Raw genomic sequence first — 17539 nt, 5'->3', positions numbered from 1 at the left:
AAGGAGGAAAAATGAACATTACTGTGCAATCCATTAAATTTGATGCAGATCAAAAACTTGTAGATTTCATTAAAAAGAAAACATCTAAGTTAGAGCAGTTTTTAGATAGCATAATCGAAGGTGTATGTTATCTGAGACTGGAAAATGTAGACGACGAAGAAAATAAGGTGGTAGAACTTAAATTGAATATTCCGGGAAATCAATTGTTTGCCAAAGCACAGGCAAAGAGCTTTGAAGAGGCTACAGATGTCGCTGTGGAATCTATCAGAAGGCAGATTAATAAACATAAGACGAAAACAAGAACTGCTACAAGCAATCATAAAGAATTACTCAATTCGGAAGAGGAAGAGTATTAACATTTTAACATTTTCAGAGAAGGCTAACCGAAGGGTTAGCCTTTTTTATTTAGAATAAATTGAAATAATAAACGAATTTATTTGGATTCAATCTTAATAGTCATTACATTCGCAATGTATTAATTTTATCGATCCGATATCAAGTATGTCAATGATAGCAAAAGTTTGTCCATTAGCTGAAGTAGAAGAGGTCTTTCTGACCGCTCAGGGTGCAGTTTATCAATGTAGCAGAAAAAATAACTACTGGCTGGATTTTCAGGGCAAGACCACTTCTTTCAGTGTATCAGATTTCTTTTGTTTTAAAAGAAAGATAGATGCTGTTGATGTGGATGCTATGCTTCATGATGCTTCACGTACTTCGGACTTTGAGATTATTATGCCTTTCCGTACAGAAAGATGCTTTATATTGTCCGTGCAGGATGTGCTCGAATTAAGAGAGATTCTGAATGGTGCTAAATTTATGATTGAACTGAATAGTGTCGTTAGATCCTGTTTACGTACCTGCCCTGCGCCTGTTCTGGTCGGATAAGTCTTCTTTGTAATTGTATTGATTCTAAATTAATTAGCGTTAAAAAGTCTAATTTAGACTTAATTTGTATTGCACATTTTTTGTCCTAACTGCCTAACTTCGTTGTACCTTTGTATCAAAGGAAAGCGAATATTTGTCTTTCCGTTTTAATGTTAACAGAATTTTAAAATATACTAATATGAAAGATTTATTGAAATTGAAATCATCTTTAGCACAAGAGATCGAAAATATATTGAATGCACAAATCAAAGTTGAAGCTCATTCTTCAGCACTTTACCTTGCTATGTCTTCATGGTGTGATGATCAGGGGCTGGATTTCAGTTCAGACTTTTTCGCAAAACAGTCTAATGAAGAACGCGAGCATATGTTGAAATTATTCAATTATATCAACAACAGAGGTGGTCGTGCAGTTTCTCCTGAAATTACAGGCATTCCTACAGACTTTGAATCATTCAGAAGTGTTTTCGAACAAACGCTTGAGCAGGAAATGTTTGTGACAGAGCAATTCAATCAGATTGCTGACAAATGTATGAAAGCTAAAGATTATGTTACTTTTAACTTTGTTCAGTGGTTCCTGGAAGAACAAGTTGAGGAAGAGTATGTAGCGAGACGTATTCTGGAAATGTTTGACGTGATTGGTGAAGAAGGAACCGGACGTTGGGAAATTGACAAACATGTAAACAAAGTAGCACTTGGTGCAGAATAAAATTAATTTTTTTTAATACAAAAGAGGATATCCAAAAGGTATCCTCTTTTTGTTTGTTAAACTATATTTTAAGAATACGTTAAGTCTGAAAATAACGTTTGTATTGTATATTCTCTTCATTTTGTAAAGATGAATTGAGAAATCATGAATAGCGGCATTTTTAATTTGATTTTTTTAGATACCGGATTATTATTGTGCGTAATTTTTTTTATATTGACAACAGTAAATTAAAAGAATAGAAGTTTGGCTACTCCTCGTTTTCGGCTACATTTTGTTTTTCTTTTTTCTTTGGTTTTTATTTCGGTGACGGTAAACGCTCAATCGAAAAAAATGACCATTGAGGGGCTCGTTGTGGATACTGCAGGAATACCGCTTAAAGGGGTTAGCGTGCGTCTGATTGCTCCGGGAGGGACATTTACGCAGGCTTCTGCAGCTAATGGCCGTTATACATTTACAGGCGTACCTTTGGGCCAGATTCGCGTAACCTATAGTTTGCTGGGTTATCAGATTACAGACAAAGCCTATTCGGCCACAGAATTGGTTACCAAATCTTCTCTTCCAACTATTATCTTGTCTCCTCAGTCTGAGTTGCTGAAAGAGGTTGTAATTGTAAAAACGATCCCTGTCATCTATAAGCAGGATACAGTGCAGTATAATATGAATGCTTATAACTTTCATAAGAGACTGCTGCTGGAAGATGCTCTTAAACAATTGCCCAATATTCAGGTATCCCGGGATGGTTCTGTCTTTGCTTTTGGGAAACCTATTACTTCGGTTCAGGTGGAAGGGAAAAAGTTTTTCGGAGGAGATGTGCTTACAGCAACACGCAATCTACCTGCCGATTTTGTGAAGAATTTACAGATTATAGATTACTACGGAGATTATAATACTTCCAAAGGTACTAAAAGCGGAGAGCCTGAAAAGATTATTAATATTGTCTTAAAAGATGATAAAAAGAAAATTGTATTTGGTCAGGTAACAGGTGGCATCGGTACGGAAGACCGTTACCTGATGAGTGGTGGTATTAATAAGTTTAACGATGGCCAGGAGCTATCCCTGATAGGATCTGTCAATAATACGAATACCAGTCTTTTTACCTTCGGTTCTCCAAGCGGAGGAAGCCGGGAGCGTTCTATGGGTGAACTGGCTGATTTCGCTGATCCTACTGATGGTCTCAATACCACTACATCGCTGGGCGGCAGCTTTTCTGATAATCTTACCAAAACGACCACGGTCAACGGACAGTATACTTTTACAAAAAGACAAAATCTCATTGACGGTAACTCTCTGCTGCAATCGGTATATGGCAACAATTCTATTTTCAATCAGGAAGATTATCAGGTCGATACGAAAGATTTCAGTCATAGGATGGCGCTTAATTTTGATTCAAAATTTAAGAATAATGATATTTTAAAAATTGAGCCGGTATTCTCTTACAGCCGGACGTACATCAACAATTACAGGGAGAAAAAGCTCAGGAATAATGTATTGACCAATGACGGGACATATTCTTCCATATCAAAAAACTTTTCTCCCAATCTGGATATCGATGCTTTGTATTCCAAATTCTTTAAAAAGCCGGGGCGTAAATTAGTTTTTAATATAAAAACAAGTGCCGGTTCAAGCAGTAAAGACGAGCAGGTGACAGATCGCTACATTATTCAGGATGCAATGAAAAAAAATAACAGCTATTCTTTTTTTCTGCAGCGACAATATATTGAGACGGTAAGTGATAACAGATCCATCAAACTGAACGGATCTTATATAGAACCTATTAACTCACAGAGTTCCCTGGAAGTGAGCTATGAATTTGAACGGAATGATATTGATGCAGACAGGAGAGTAGAAGATCTGGAACGTTCTCAGTTGTTGGGATATATGGTATTTGTAGACTCACTTGGGCTTAACTATGATTATAAGTACAGCAGCAATCAGACAGCTATTAATTATCAATATGACTCCAGAGATAAGAAGTTTAAGTATAATCTTGGATTCGGTGTACAGCCGCTGGAAATTTCGGGCAGATTATATGCTGAAGATGAGCAATATACATATGATAATGTAAACCTGATTCCTACTGCGGGTTTCAAGTGGAAGATTAATGATCAGACAGATTTCTCTATCGATTACATGGGCAAGAACAATCAGCCTAATTTCTACCAGATTCAGCCTATTCGTGATGTTTCCAATTCGCAGAATATTATTGTAGGGAATCCGGCTCTGAAAGCAGAGTTTACCAATCGTATTTCCAGTCGTTTCCGCAAGTCACTTGTCTCCAAGGGACAATATTTTGAAGCGAATCTTTCTTATAATTTTGTGCAGAATAAAATTGCGACGGATAAGATCTCCCTGAATAATACGACTGTTCAACAGACCAGCTATCAGAATATGTCGGGATACTATGATATACGTTCTTATTATTTGTTTTCTTCCCCTTTTATTTCTGATGATTTTCAGCTGAATATTAACGGAAACGGAGATTTTTACAACAATGTTTCGATGGTGAATAAAGCATTGGTAACAAACCGGCAATTTATTTATTCACAATCTATGCAGTTGCGCTATATGATTGACGACATTATGGAGTCTGAATTCAACGGTAATTATATGCTGAATTCTGCCACGTATAAATGGCCGTTTAAGAATAATATTACAGCACATTCCTTTGTGCTGAGTCTGGGTAATAAGTTTTACTTTAATGAGCATATGACGCTTGGCGTAGAAGTATCTCAACGTTTCAATGACGGTTACAGAGGTACAGCAAAGAATGTTAACCCTACTGTTATCAACTCTTACTTTGAATGTACATTTTTGCCAAACAAACTCGCCATGTTAAGATTGCAGGGGTTTGACCTGCTGAATCAGAATACCGGAATCTCCCGCGAGATTCTTGGCAATGATATCCTCGATGTTCGTAATAATCGCCTGGCGCGGTATTTTATGTTATCCCTTAATCTGCGGTTGCAGAAGTATCCTAAAAAATCATAGTATGAAAGCAGTCGTTATTTCTTCATCCGGAGGCCCTGAAGTATTAAAAGTTGAAGATAGACCTGTTCCAGTTGTCGGAGATCAGGAAGTATTGATACGGGTGAAAGCTGCCGGAATCAACAGACCTGATGTTTTTCAACGGAAAGGGAATTATCCGGCTCCGGCAGGAGTTGTTGCTGATATTCCGGGATTGGAGATCAGCGGAGTTATTGAGGCAACCGGAAGTATGGCCGGTTCCTGGAAAGCTGGGGACGAGGTATTAGCTTTGATTGCAGGAGGCGGATATGCGGAGTATGCTGTGGTAGATGCCGGCAGTTGTATGCTTAAGCCAGAGAATCTCAGTTATGAAGAAGCTGCTGCATTACCAGAGACTGTTTTTACGGTATGGCACAATCTTTTTGAGCGTGGTCAACTAAAGAAAGGGGAGCGTGTACTTATACATGGCGGTTCGGGAGGAATAGGTTCTACCGCAATTCAGCTGGCTGCGTTGTCCGGAGCGGAGGTATATGCTACTGCAGGCAGCAGGGAGAAGTGCGAATTTTGCGAATCATTGGGTGCTGTACGAGCTATCAACTATCATGAGGAAGATTTTGAAGAGGTACTGAAAGAGAGCGGGGTGGATGTGATACTGGATTGTATAGGTGGTGATTATTTTAATAAAAATATAGCAATCCTTAATCCGGATGGCAGATTGGTGTATATCAATGCGATGGAGGGAGCAAAGGTGCAATTGAATATTCTGCAGATGATGCAAAAGCGTCTGGCAATTACTGGAAGTACATTAAGAGCAAGAGATAAAAGCTTTAAAGCAGAACTGACAGCATCAGTAGTCGGTAATGTCTTCCCGTTTATCGAATCCAAAGCATTTAAACCCATGCTTTTTAAGTCTTTTGATTTTACACAAGCAGAACAGGCACATAGATTAATGGAGGAGGGCCATTTTCTCGGAAAACTGGTGTTAACCTTTTAAATTGTAATATTTCCTTTGCTAAATACTTTTAGCAACGATATAATCAAATTATTTTTTTATTTTAGTTCCGTTAATAGCTAACCATAATCAAGTAATATGAACTATATAGCAACAGCCTTACTCTGCCTTTCTACCTTCTGTGCTACCGCACAGGAGATCGGTAAGATCAGTAATCCTGTAGATTTTGTCAATCCATTAGTTGGAACACAATCGGATTATACTATTTCTAACGGAAATACGTACCCAGCGATTGCTTTGCCGTGGGGCATGAATTTCTGGAGTCCGCAGACTGGAAAAATGGGAGACGGATGGATGTATACCTACAACGCGAATAAGATTCGCGGATTTAAACAGACCCATCAGCCATCACCCTGGATGAATGACTACGGTCAGTTTGCTATTATGCCAACTGTAGGGATCAAGACTTTTGATCAGGATAAAAGAGCGAGTTGGTTCAGTCATAAAGCCGAGGTTTCCAAGCCTCATTTTTATGAAGTATATCTTGCTGATTATGATGTAAAGACAGAGATTACCCCAACAGAACGTACAGCTTATTTTCGTTTCACATTTCCTAAAACAGAAGAGGCTTATGTACTCATTGATGCCTTTGATAAAGGTTCTTATGTAGAGGTCATTCCGCGTGAGCAGAAGATCATTGGCTACTCTACAAAAAATAGCGGTGGTGTGCCGGACAATTTCAGGAATTATTTTGTGATGACCTTTGATCATCCGTTTGCTAATATTTCCACATTCGCGGATTCTGTATTAAAAGATGATCGCTATCTGATCAAGGCGGATCATGTAGGTGCGATTGTAGGATTCAAGATTGCTAATCGTGGTGATCAGGTCTTAATGAAGGTAGCTTCTTCTTTCATCAGTCCGGAACAGGCTGAAATAAACCTGAAGGAGCTCAACGGCGTTACTTTCGATCAGCAGGTGTCAAAAGGAGAGAAGAAATGGAATGAAGAGCTGGCTAAGGTCGAGATCGAAGGCGGTTCAATAGATCAGGTTCGCACATTTTACTCTTCCTTATACCGTTCGCTGTTATTTCCGAGAATGTTCTATGAACTGGATGCACAAGGCAATGTAATGCACTACAGTCCATATACAGGAGAGGTCAAACCCGGATATTTCTTTACGGATACAGGTTTTTGGGATACATTCAGAGCCTTATTTCCTTTTCTGAATCTGATGTATCCTGAAATGAGCGAAAAGATGCAGGAAGGATTGGCGAATGCGTATCGTGAAGGCGGATTTTTGCCTGAATGGGCAAGTCCGGGCTTTAGAAATGTGATGGTTGGAAATAATTCGGCCTCTGTTGTTGCAGATGCGTGGGTAAAAGGCGTGAAAGTAAACCAAAAGGATATAGAAACCTTGTATGAAGCTGTTATCAAAGGTGCGAATAATGCCGGTCCGCTGACTGCTGTGGGCAGAGCAGGTGCTGAGTATTACAAAACACTGGGTTATGTGCCTTATGATGTGAAGATCAATGAAAATGCGGCCCGCACATTAGAATATGCTTATGATGATTTTGCGATCTACCAGCTGGCCAAATCTTTGGGAGGTCGTCAGCAGGATGTAGACTTGTACCGTAAACGTTCCTTTAATTATAAAAATTTATTTGATCCTGCTTCCGGATTAATGCGCGGCAAAAATAAGGACGGATCTTTCCAGTCTCCATTTAATGCTTTCAAATGGGGCGATGCGTTTACGGAGGGTAACAGCTGGCATTACAGCTGGTCTGTATTTCAGGACGTAAACGGATTGGCTCAGTTAATGGGCGGACACCGTGCTATGGAAATCAAACTGGATTCGGTATTCTCTTTGCCTCCTGTATTTGATGATTCTTACTACGGATTTCCTATTCATGAGATCAGAGAGATGCAGATTGCTAATATGGGGCAGTATGCGCACGGCAATCAGCCTATACAGCACATGATCTATCTGTACGGTCACATCGGTGCGCCGTGGAAAACGCAGTATTGGGTAAGGGAAACGATGAACAGAATGTATGCACCGACTCCGGACGGATATTGCGGAGATGAGGACAACGGACAGACTTCTGCCTGGTATGTGTTCTCAGCGCTTGGGTTCTACCCGGTAACTCCGGCAACAGATGAGTATATATTAGGTGCTCCTTTGTTTAAAAAGGCTACATTACATTTGTCTAACGGAAAAAAAGTAGTTATACAGGCTCCTCAAAATTCGGATACCAACCGTTATATCAAATCGATGAAATGGAATGGTAAGAATTATACAAAAAATTATATCAACCATAGTGAGTTGATCAAGGGTGCAAATTTGTCTTTTGATATGAGTGCCGAACCTAACAAGAGCAGGGGTACTGTGAAGGCTGACCTTCCGTACTCCCTGAGTTATGAGCAGTAAAGATTTTTATAATTAGTTTGTTTTGTTGAATAGGTTCCGGATTTCCGGAGCCTATTTTTTTAGACTTTTCTGATACATCAGCGGGGTAGTTTCCTTGATTTTCCTGAACGCTTTATGAAAACTGACGAAATTTTGAAATCCGCTTTCAAAACAGATTTGTTTTACGGGCATTTCCTGTTCGATCAGCAATCTGGAAGCATGTCCGATCCGGAGTTCGGTAATGAACTCTATGGGCGTTTTGCCGGTCTTGGATTTGAAGAATCTACAAAATGAATTTTCTGTCATCCCAATAATCTGTGCTAATTCAGCCAGACTGATCTTGTTTCTGTAATGTTGAGTGGCATATTGAATAATAGCATTTAAGCGATCATGATCTCCCAGGTGATTCTGAAATTCATACGTAGATCGTGTCAACCGTTCGTATTCATCACTTGTTGCCAGCACATTGAGCGCTTCGAGAAGAATGATAATCCGTGAAGCTCCGGTAGCTGATATTAGTTTTTCCAGCAATTGTCGGAGTATATCTCTTGTCCCGCCATAAATTAGCAGTCCCTGCTTAGCTTTACTGAATAGCTCTTTCAATTTGCGGTTTTCCGGTAAATTGAAAAATACATCTCCTAAAAAATTCTCTCTGAAATGAGCCACCCGGATATCCGCATTATCCTGCAGGTACTGTTCATCGAAGAGCCAGTAATGAGGCAGATTTGACCCCAGCAGCACCATATTGTCATTTTCGAAGTTATTGATACTGTCTCCTACAAATTGAGTTCCGCTGCCTTTGGCAATATGGATCAGCTCCAGCTCTTCATGGTAATGCCAGTTGTTATGCTGCTGTGGCTTTACATCATTCCGAATGGAAAATGAGGCTGCCGAGGGTGTTCCGAGCGTGAGGAGTTGTGGTTTCATTTTTACAAAATTATAAAGAATACTTGCATAAATAATAATTCTTTTATGCAAATAAAGGTAAAATAGCTTAATGATTGGGTAATATCCATTAATGTATTGAAAATATTATTTGCGAATTTTACAAGAATCAATTATAAATAATTAGTAAGACAATTACGTATGACAAAAACTAAAAGCTATTCTCTGGCTCTGGTATTGGTGACCTCCCTGTTTTTCTTTTGGGGATTTATTCACAATCTGGATCCGATTCTGATACCGCATTTGCGTATGGCATTCAGTCTCACGACTTTTCAGGCGTCATTAGTGGATTCGGCTGTTTTCATCGCCTATTTTGTGATGGCTATTCCTGCAGGTCTGTTAATGAAAAAATATGGGTATAAGTCAGGTATTCTGATCGGTCTGATCTTTTTTGCTTTAGGATGCTTTCTTTTTGTTCCTGCGGCAAATACGATGAGCTATGTTTTCTTTCTGGGCGCTCTTTTTGTAGTGGCTTGCGGGCTTACCATTCTGGAGACAGCAGCTAATCCTTATGTAACGGTATTAGGAGATCCCAGTACAGCTACTCAACGGCTTAATTTTGCCCAGTCTTTTAATGGACTGGCTGCTTTTGTCGCTCCTATACTTGGAGGTAAGTATATTCTTACTGAAGAGCCCAAGTCTGCTGAAGAGCTGGCTGCATTAAGTGAGCAGGCCCGTAATGCGTATCTGCAGGTTGAGACTTCTTCTGTTAAACTACCTTACGTTATTCTGGGGGTACTCATTCTGGTGGTAGCGGCTATTTTCTATTTTACGCGTTTACCGGATATTAAAGATGATGAGGAAAAAACAAAATCAGGTTTTTTTCATGCATTTAAGCATAAAAATGTTTCCTGGGCAGTGCTCGCACAGTTCTTTTATGTAGGTGCGCAGGTCTGCATACTGAGTTTTCTGGTTCTATTCGCTACAGACGCTGCAGGCATTCCTCCTCAGGAAGCCAAATATTATGCAGGAGTAGCAGGGCTGGCGTTTATGCTTGGACGCTTTGTGGGTACATTCTTTATGAAGTATGTGTCAGCACCTAAATTATTGGCTATTTATTCTGTAATATCAATCTTATTATCCTTTGTCGTGATCTTTGGATCCGGAGTAATTACGCTGTATGCATTGATCGGCATTTCATTTTTTATGTCCATTATGTTTCCGACTATTTTTGCGATTGGTGTACAGGGAATAGGATCAGATACGAAATCTGCATCCAGTCTGATCGTCATGTCAATAGTGGGGGGAGCTATTTTGCCTCCTATATTAGGCTATATCTCTGATCATACCGGTCACCTGCAATATGGATATTTTGTGCCATTGGTATGTTTTGTAGTGGTTCTGCTATTTGCCATGAAGAATAATAAATTAGTTATAGAAGAGACAGAAGATATTAAAACACATTAATACAATTGATTATGAAGCGATATACACTGGGGCTGGATTTGGTTGATGACCCTAAGTTGATAAACGAATACGAGACTTATCATGCTGCAGTATGGCCGGAGATTAAGAAGTCAATTACGGATGCAGGAGTGGAGTCTATGGAAATTTACAGGTTTGCGAATCGTCTTTTTATGATTATGGAAGTAAATGATAGCTTTTCGTTTGAACGTAAAGGGGAGATGGACAGCCTTAATCCTAAAGTGCAGGAGTGGGAAGAGCTGATGTGGAAATATCAGGTGGCTATACCGGGAGCTAAGACCGGTGAAAAATGGGTGCTATTGGATAAAATATTTGATTTAAGTAAGTAATGGAAACTAAAAAACAACTGTTTCTGCAAATCCACCCTTCAGATAATGTGCTGGTGGCTTTACGTGATTTACAGAAAGGAACGTTAATTAATTGGGAAGGTAAGCAATTTGAATTGCTGCAGGATGTGGCTGCTAAACATAAGTTTACAATCACTCCGCTGGCAGCTGATGCTGAAGTGTATATGTATGGTGTACTTGTGGGTAAAGTGAATTATGCTTTGAAACAGGGTGAATTGATCTCTACAGATAATCTGCGTCATGCTGCTGAAGATTTCAGAATGGGTAAGCGTAAGCTGAGCTGGAATAAGCCGGATGTATCTTTATTTAAAGATAAGACTTTCAACGGTTATCATCGTTCTAACGGAACTGTAGGTACAGCTAACTACTGGCTTGTCATTCCTCTGGTGTTTTGCGAAAACAGAAATGTGCTTACATTGAAGGCTGCTTTTGAAGAAAAACTGGGGTATAAGGTAAAGTCTAATGATTATACAAGTGAAGTAGACGACCTGATCAATCTGTATAAGTCGGGTGCAAATGTAGATGCAATCATTGCTCAGGATCTGAATGCCGGTTCTTCTGATACAGAAGTGAAACGTCTGTTTCCTAATGTCGATGGCATCAAATTTTTGAATCATGATATGGGTTGTGGTGGTACGCGCATGGATTCGGATGCACTCTGCGGTCTGCTGGCAGGTTATATTACTCATCCTAATGTCGCCGGGGCCACAGTCTTGAGCTTAGGCTGTCAACATGCACAGGCTTCTATTCTGAAAGATGAAATTCAAAAAAGAGATCCTCATTTTGATAAGCCACTGTATGTATTTGAGCAGCAGAAAGAAGGCACGGAAAAAGAATTGATGCAAAAGGCTATTAAAGCCACTTTTGCAGGTATGATGCAGGCAAATCAACAGGAACGTAAACCTGCCGGACTGGAGAAATTGTGTATTGGTCTTGAATGTGGTGGTTCTGATGGTTTCTCGGGTATTTCAGCTAATCCGGCTTTAGGTTATTTATCGGATATACTGGTTAGTCTTGGCGGCTCGGTGATTCTGGCTGAATTTCCTGAACTATGTGGGGTCGAACAGGAACTTAGTGACAGATGTATAGATGAGGAAACGGCAAGCAAATTTATGAGCCTGATGCGCACATATAATGCTAAGGCTGAGGCAGATGGTTCAGGATTTTATATGAACCCTTCACCCGGGAATATTCGGGATGGTCTGATTACGGATGCGATCAAGTCTGCAGGAGCTGCGAAAAAGGGAGGGACATCACCTGTAACTGCGGTGGTCGATTATCCGGAACTGGCTAACAAACCCGGCCTGAATCTTTTATGTACTCCGGGTAATGATGTAGAAAGTACTACGGCTGAAGTAGCAGCAGGTGCAAATGTGGTGTTGTTCACTACAGGATTGGGCACGCCTACAGGAAACCCTATCACTCCGGTGGTTAAATTATCTACCAATACAAAAACGTATGAAAAGATGCCGGATATCATTGACCTCAACTGCGGGACTATTATTGAAGGAGAGGAAAGTATAGAGCAGGCCGCACATCGCATACTGGATTATGTAATAGCTGTGGCAAACGGTGAGATCAAACCTAAGGCTGTACTGCTGGGTCAGGATGATTTTATTCCATGGAGAAGAGGAGTTTCTTTATAATTTTTTTAGATATAGATATCAACCGGACTATATGGCCCGGATTTTAAGATCATAACATGAGTAAATTAGTTAATAAATCGGCCATTATCACAGGTGGCGGCAGTGGAATCGGGAAAGCCATCAGCTTGTTGTTTGCTGCTGAAGGTGCTGAAGTTCATATTCTGGACCTCAATACGGATGGAGCAGATCAGGTAGTGGAAGAGATTACTGCTGCAGGAGGCAAAGCAAAGGCACACGCTTGTAATGTTGCTATCCAAAGTGAAGTGGTAACTGTCGTGGAAAGTATCGGTACTGTCAATATTCTAGTAAACAATGCCGGTATAGCCCATGTGGGCAAATTGGAAGGCTGTACTTCCGAGGATTTTGACCGTATATTCAATGTCAATGTTAAAGGCGCCTATAATGCGCTGTATGCAGCTGTGCCGTTAATGAAAAAACAAGGTGGCGGTGCTATTCTGAATATGGCTTCTATTGCAGCATGGGTAGGTATCAGCGACCGGTTTGCATATTCTATGAGTAAAGGTGCCATCTTTGCAATGACTCTTTCTGTTGCACGTGATTATATGGCGGATAGCATTCGTTGTAACAGTATTTCACCTGCACGTGTTCATACTCCATTTGTAGACGGATTTATTGCGAAGAACTATCCGGGGCAGGAGGCCGAAATGTTTGAGAAGCTCTCCAAAAGTCAGCCTATAGGCCGTATGGCTCAGCCGGAAGAGATTGCTAAACTGGCTCTGTTCTTATGTAGTGATGATGCCGGTTTTATCACGGGTAATGACTACCCTATAGACGGCGGCTTTATTAAATTAAATAATTAAGGTCAAAAATTGGAAAATAATAAAAAGAATTAGCAAGTTTGAAAAGCGAATAGGGCTAATTTAAACCTCAAAATCTACATATTACTGAAATATCCGTTTTGAGTATTCCATCCCGGTTTATCGGGATATAATAAAGACTTTTAAACACAAATTATATACAAATGAAATTAATACGTTTTGGTGAATCCGGAAAAGAAAAAATAGGCGTTCAGATCGATGGCGTTAATTATGACACTTCAGCTCTGGGCGGAGACTATAATGAATCATTTTTCGCTGAAGACGGGTTGGCCCGTTTAGAAGAATTTGTAAAAGCGAATGAAGGTAAATTATTGGAAATTCCTGCAGATTCTCGTCTTGGAGCACCATTCGCACGTCCTTCCAAGATTGTTTGTATTGGTCTTAACTACAAAGATCATGCAGAAGAGACCGGAGCAGCCATTCCGAAAGAACCTATTATTTTTATGAAATCCACTACCGCATTGGTAGGGCCCTATGATCAGGTTGTTATTCCTAAAAACTCAGTCAAAACAGATTGGGAAGTCGAATTCGGAATCGTAATCGGCAAAGAAGCCTCTTATGTAGAAGAAGCTGAAGCGCTGGATTATGTGGCTGGTTATGTCTTACATAATGATGTTTCTGAACGTGAATTTCAAATCGAGCGCGGAGGCACATGGGACAAAGGAAAAGGTTGTGATACTTTTGCACCTATGGGGCCGTATTTGACCACAGCAGATGAGATTGCAGATATCAACAATGTACGTCTGTGGTTAAAAGTTAACGGAAAAACCTACCAGGACGGAAATACTAAAAACTTGATATTCTCTGTACCTTATATTGTAAGCTATGTATCACAGTTTATGACCTTGTTGCCGGGAGATGTGATCTCTACAGGAACTCCTGCAGGTGTAGGTCTTGGATTTAATCCGCCAATCTATCTGAAAGCCGGAGATGTAATCGAACTGGGGGCAGATGGTTTAGGTGAATCCCGTCAGGAAGTAATTGCTTATCCGGGTAAATAAATATTTAAGTATGCGCATTGATTCCCATCAGCATTTCTGGCATTTTGATCCTGTCCGTGATAGCTGGATTACCGATCAAATGGAAGTAATCCGACGTGATTTTTTACCGCAGGATCTTGAATTTATCTTACAGCGGAATGATATAGCTGGCTGTATCGTGGTGCAGGCTGATCAATCTCCGTCAGAAACTGAATTTCTGGTTCGGCTGGCACATCAGCATCCGTTTATAAAAGGAGTAGTTGGATGGGTGGATTTACGGGCTTCGAATATTGATGAATTACTGAGTACCTATCAGCAAGAGTCTGTCATCAAAGGTTTCAGGCATATCGTAGAAGGAGAGAGCGATCCGGAATTTCTGATAAAAGATAATTTTCAAAACGGACTTTCCCGGTTGAGTCAATACGGCTTTACTTATGATCTGCTCATTCGTCCGCGTCATTACGCAAGTACATTAATTTGTGTCGCTAATCATCCGGATCAACGATTTATACTGGATCATATCGCCAAACCTCCGATCAAATCACAGGAATTCTTTGAATGGGCATCTTTTATAAGTGCGCTTGCCGAATATCCTAATGTGTATTGTAAGGTTTCGGGGTTGGCTACAGAAGCAGATTGGAGTGGCTGGAAACCAGATCATTTCTCTCAGTATCTGAATCATGTTTTTCTATGTTTCGGGAAGGAAAGGATTATGTTCGGATCAGACTGGCCGGTGTGTCTTCTTGCTGCATCGTATGAGGATAATCTGGCTATCGTGGGGTCCAGGCTTGATGATTTTACATCTGCTGAAAAAGAGGCCTTTTGGGGACTGAATGCAGTAAAAGCATATAATCTATAATAAAGAATGTAATATGAACTTAAATCTAAAAGATAAAGTAGTTATTGTCACCGGGGGAGCTAAAGGCATAGGACGAGCTATCGTACTGGCATTGGCTGGTGAGGGAGCTATACCTGTGATCGTAGGTCGCAATGAAGCCGATAATAACAAGGTGAAATCCGAAGTTGCACAACTAGGCATAGAGGCACTGTGTATTGAAGCTGAGTTGTCTGTTCCGGAAGAAAGTGCAAAAGCAGTACATAAAACTCTGGAAGTATATGGTCGTATTGACGGTCTGGTCAATAATGCGGGCGTTAATGATGGTGTAGGCCTTGCTTCCGGTGATTATGAAAAGTTTGTAGCGTCATTACATAAGAATCTGATTCATTATTATCTGATGGCTCATCATTCATTAGAAGCTCTAAAGCAATCAAAGGGAAGTATAGTTAATATTACATCCAAGACTGCTGAGACGGGACAAGGAAATACATCTGCTTACGCCGCATCAAATGGAGGCAGAAATGCGCTGACACGTGAATGGGCTGTGGAACTGCTGCCTTATTCTATACGCGTGAATGCCATTGTGGTTGCGGAATCTTCTACACCGCAGTATGATAAGTGGATTCAGACACTTGATAATCCGGAGCAAACGCTTAAGAAAATTACAGATCGTATTCCTTTGGAACATCGGATGACTACTCCGGAAGAGATCGCAAATACCACTGTTTTTCTGTTATCCGACAAATCCAGCCATACTACAGGACAATTGATTCATGTAGATGGAGGATATGTTCATCTGGATCGTTCTATTCTGGCTGAAAAGTAACATTCAGAAATACAAAATAAACTTTTAAGCGTCATTGTAAGACGAAGAAACGGGATATCATATTCGTTTTTTCAGTATATACAATGACGCTTTTGTTATCCGGGCAGGGGGATGGTGGATATTATATGTATAAGAGTTTGTTTATATGGATGCTGTATAATGTTTATTTATAGTTTTATATAATAAATTGTTTCAGCTGTTTTCGGAATCATAATCCGTTTATTCCTGAATTTCTAAGGCTAACTTACAGACTTTATGTAGTTTTGCATCCAATATGTCTTCAGGCAAAAAAATATGGAACAAACGTAGCGTTCTGCTTTTTTCGGGCGGACTTATCACATTTGTTGTTTTGGTATTCTGCATGCTTCATCTGATGAATCAACGGCTGGAGAGGCTGAATAGTACTATTCTGAAAGAGATAAATGCAGAAAGTGCACTTCTGGTTCAAAAAGAATTTGATGTTTTTGATCAAAGTATATTTTTGCTGAGAACGCTGGCTGAAACGAAAGAATTTTCTTCCATAGATCGTTTAATTCAGGAAGACAGTAAGAAAAAGTTTATTGCAGGCTATCAGATATGGAAAGGAAAAGATGAGTCTGTACGGTCTATCCTCCACCAACAGCTATTTATTCCTTTAGCGGCTGACCGCTTACAACTGCTGAGTGTCACGCCTAAGGAAAGTGAAACGGCAACTTTTATAAAGACTCAGGATGGAATGTACATCGCACGTCAGTTCATGCTGGATGACGGAATTTTACAGGTGTATATTGATGTAAAGAAGCTTAATGAGTACTTCTGGACTTCTTCTCTGGGTAACAGGTCTTATTTCGAAATTTACAATGCAGACGGGATCTGTCTGATAAATCCGGAACTGGAAAAAGTAGGCGTGCAGGATAACCGAAAAGTAAGGCTGGATTATAGCAAGGGAAATGTGGTTATCAACTCCGATTTTATCAAACTTCCTGTCTTAATTCAGAAGTATAAAATACACGGTATATTAGGGGAGTGTGATTTACTGCTGTCTACGCTTTTTCTGATAACAGATGAAGAGGTGACCGGTATTGCTAATCTGAGTATACTGCTGGGGCTGGTTCTTGTATTTGCGATTGTAGTCTTTCTGACCATTTTTTATCTGCAGCGCAGAAAAAATCATCGTCTGGAAGTGAATAATCTACATTACCAAAAGGAGCAGGCGCTGTTGAAATTTGAACAGCTACAGGAAAAGATGGATCCTCATTTTCTATTTAACAGTTTAGGAACTTTACAGCAGCTGATAGGTAAAGATGGGAAGCTGGCAAAGAGTTTTGTCACAAAGCTGGCCCGCGTATATCGTAAATTGCTCAGTGCAGACGATTCCGGTCTTTCTCTGATTTCAACAGAACTCGAGCTGGCGGAGGAATACTTTTTTTTACAAAAAATTCGTTTTGGAGACGGGCTTTCTCCATTAGATGTGCAGTTGGATCTGTCCCTGCGCAACAGGAAAGTTCCCCGGTTAAGTTTACAAATTCTGCTGGAGAATGCAATCAAACACAATGAAATCTCTGCAGAGAATCCGCTTTCTATCCGTATTTATCAGCAAGATCAACGTATTGTAGTCAGTAATGATCTGCGACTGAGGCTTTCAGGAGACGAATCAAATGGATACGGAACGCAGTTTCTGGCTAATATTTATGATTATTATCAGGTTAGCGGCTTTGAAATTACAGAAGACAAATCCTCGTTTAAAGTCTTTCTGCCCATTATTTAGAAATTGTTTTATTTTTCTTCTGTCTAAAAG

Annotated in this window: 15 protein-coding genes; 14 read left to right on the top strand and 1 reads right to left on the bottom strand. The window is 40.1% G+C overall.

Features of this window, described 5'->3' with window-relative positions; genetic code table 11:
* Positions 1–11: 11 nt before the first annotated feature.
* The 6 genes from hpf (at position 12) to HMPREF0766_RS08315 (ending at position 7937) form a co-directional block, all read left to right on the top strand.
* On the top strand, positions 12–356 hold the full coding sequence (hpf, locus tag HMPREF0766_RS08340; RefSeq protein WP_002995592.1) for a ribosome hibernation-promoting factor, HPF/YfiA family: 345 nt from the start codon (positions 12–14) through the stop codon (positions 354–356).
* Between the two features lie 151 nt (positions 357–507).
* Positions 508–885 (top strand): hypothetical protein, encoded by a 378-nt coding sequence (locus HMPREF0766_RS08335; protein ID WP_002995591.1) that lies wholly within the window; start codon positions 508–510, stop codon positions 883–885.
* A gap of 178 nt (positions 886–1063) precedes the next feature.
* Positions 1064–1591, top strand: a complete 528-nt coding sequence (locus HMPREF0766_RS08330; protein ID WP_002995590.1) for a ferritin — start codon at positions 1064–1066, stop codon at positions 1589–1591.
* Positions 1592–1921: 330 nt separating this feature from the next.
* Positions 1922–4579: a TonB-dependent receptor gene (locus HMPREF0766_RS08325; RefSeq protein WP_236590493.1), complete on the top strand. Its 2658-nt coding sequence runs from the start codon at positions 1922–1924 to the stop codon at positions 4577–4579.
* 1 nt (position 4580) lies between these two features.
* Positions 4581–5549: an NAD(P)H-quinone oxidoreductase gene (locus HMPREF0766_RS08320; RefSeq protein WP_002995588.1), complete on the top strand. Its 969-nt coding sequence runs from the start codon at positions 4581–4583 to the stop codon at positions 5547–5549.
* A gap of 96 nt (positions 5550–5645) precedes the next feature.
* Positions 5646–7937 carry a GH92 family glycosyl hydrolase gene (locus tag HMPREF0766_RS08315; protein WP_002995587.1) on the top strand — a complete coding sequence of 764 codons (2292 nt, stop codon included), beginning with the start codon at positions 5646–5648 and terminating at the stop codon, positions 7935–7937.
* A gap of 51 nt (positions 7938–7988) precedes the next feature.
* Here HMPREF0766_RS08315 and HMPREF0766_RS08310 read toward each other — a convergent pair whose 3' ends face one another.
* The gene (locus HMPREF0766_RS08310) at positions 7989–8843 is read right to left on the bottom strand and encodes a helix-turn-helix domain-containing protein (RefSeq protein ID WP_002995586.1); all 855 of its coding nucleotides are present in this window, start codon (positions 8841–8843) and stop codon (positions 7989–7991) included.
* Positions 8844–9002: 159 nt separating this feature from the next.
* On the opposite strand from HMPREF0766_RS08310, the gene fucP reads away from it, so the two are divergent.
* From fucP to HMPREF0766_RS08270, 8 genes are all read left to right on the top strand, one after another.
* Positions 9003–10268, top strand: a complete 1266-nt coding sequence (fucP, locus tag HMPREF0766_RS08305) for an L-fucose:H+ symporter permease (RefSeq protein WP_002995585.1) — start codon at positions 9003–9005, stop codon at positions 10266–10268.
* A gap of 11 nt (positions 10269–10279) precedes the next feature.
* A complete protein-coding gene (locus HMPREF0766_RS08300; protein ID WP_002995584.1) occupies positions 10280–10615 on the top strand; it encodes an L-rhamnose mutarotase in 336 nt (111 codons plus the stop codon).
* On the top strand, positions 10615–12279 hold the full coding sequence (locus HMPREF0766_RS08295) for a UxaA family hydrolase (RefSeq protein ID WP_002995582.1): 1665 nt from the start codon (positions 10615–10617) through the stop codon (positions 12277–12279). Before HMPREF0766_RS08300 ends, HMPREF0766_RS08295 begins: the two co-directional genes overlap by 1 nt.
* Before the next feature lie 56 nt (positions 12280–12335).
* Entirely contained in the window at positions 12336–13100 is a 765-nt protein-coding gene (locus HMPREF0766_RS08290; RefSeq protein WP_002995581.1) for an SDR family NAD(P)-dependent oxidoreductase, read from the top strand.
* 161 nt (positions 13101–13261) lie between these two features.
* Positions 13262–14119 (top strand): fumarylacetoacetate hydrolase family protein, encoded by an 858-nt coding sequence (locus HMPREF0766_RS08285; protein WP_002995579.1) that lies wholly within the window; start codon positions 13262–13264, stop codon positions 14117–14119.
* Positions 14120–14129: 10 nt separating this feature from the next.
* Positions 14130–14957, top strand: coding sequence for an amidohydrolase family protein (locus HMPREF0766_RS08280; protein ID WP_002995577.1), 828 nt, complete (start codon positions 14130–14132; stop codon positions 14955–14957).
* 13 nt (positions 14958–14970) lie between these two features.
* Entirely contained in the window at positions 14971–15762 is a 792-nt protein-coding gene (locus tag HMPREF0766_RS08275) for an L-fucose dehydrogenase (protein WP_002995576.1), read from the top strand.
* Positions 15763–16036: 274 nt separating this feature from the next.
* A complete protein-coding gene (locus tag HMPREF0766_RS08270) occupies positions 16037–17509 on the top strand; it encodes a sensor histidine kinase (RefSeq protein ID WP_002995575.1) in 1473 nt (490 codons plus the stop codon).
* The last annotated feature ends 30 nt before the right edge of the window (positions 17510–17539 follow it).

The organism is Sphingobacterium spiritivorum ATCC 33861, from assembly GCF_000143765.1.
Taxonomy (GTDB): Bacteria; Bacteroidota; Bacteroidia; order Sphingobacteriales; family Sphingobacteriaceae; genus Sphingobacterium; species Sphingobacterium spiritivorum.
Note: the sequence above shows the minus strand (reverse complement) of the source record. Positions and strands in the feature narration are given on the sequence as shown.

Coding starts and splice junctions, on each gene's coding strand:
- hpf (WP_002995592.1), top strand. CDS start 12: ATGAACATTACTGTGCAATCCATTAAATTTGATGCAGATCAAAAACTT.
- HMPREF0766_RS08335 (WP_002995591.1), top strand. CDS start 508: ATGATAGCAAAAGTTTGTCCATTAGCTGAAGTAGAAGAGGTCTTTCTG.
- HMPREF0766_RS08330 (WP_002995590.1), top strand. CDS start 1,064: ATGAAAGATTTATTGAAATTGAAATCATCTTTAGCACAAGAGATCGAA.
- HMPREF0766_RS08325 (WP_236590493.1), top strand. CDS start 1,922: ATGACCATTGAGGGGCTCGTTGTGGATACTGCAGGAATACCGCTTAAA.
- HMPREF0766_RS08320 (WP_002995588.1), top strand. CDS start 4,581: ATGAAAGCAGTCGTTATTTCTTCATCCGGAGGCCCTGAAGTATTAAAA.
- HMPREF0766_RS08315 (WP_002995587.1), top strand. CDS start 5,646: ATGAACTATATAGCAACAGCCTTACTCTGCCTTTCTACCTTCTGTGCT.
- HMPREF0766_RS08310 (WP_002995586.1), bottom strand. CDS start 8,843: ATGAAACCACAACTCCTCACGCTCGGAACACCCTCGGCAGCCTCATTT.
- fucP (WP_002995585.1), top strand. CDS start 9,003: ATGACAAAAACTAAAAGCTATTCTCTGGCTCTGGTATTGGTGACCTCC.
- HMPREF0766_RS08300 (WP_002995584.1), top strand. CDS start 10,280: ATGAAGCGATATACACTGGGGCTGGATTTGGTTGATGACCCTAAGTTG.
- HMPREF0766_RS08295 (WP_002995582.1), top strand. CDS start 10,615: ATGGAAACTAAAAAACAACTGTTTCTGCAAATCCACCCTTCAGATAAT.
- HMPREF0766_RS08290 (WP_002995581.1), top strand. CDS start 12,336: ATGAGTAAATTAGTTAATAAATCGGCCATTATCACAGGTGGCGGCAGT.
- HMPREF0766_RS08285 (WP_002995579.1), top strand. CDS start 13,262: ATGAAATTAATACGTTTTGGTGAATCCGGAAAAGAAAAAATAGGCGTT.
- HMPREF0766_RS08280 (WP_002995577.1), top strand. CDS start 14,130: ATGCGCATTGATTCCCATCAGCATTTCTGGCATTTTGATCCTGTCCGT.
- HMPREF0766_RS08275 (WP_002995576.1), top strand. CDS start 14,971: ATGAACTTAAATCTAAAAGATAAAGTAGTTATTGTCACCGGGGGAGCT.
- HMPREF0766_RS08270 (WP_002995575.1), top strand. CDS start 16,037: ATGTCTTCAGGCAAAAAAATATGGAACAAACGTAGCGTTCTGCTTTTT.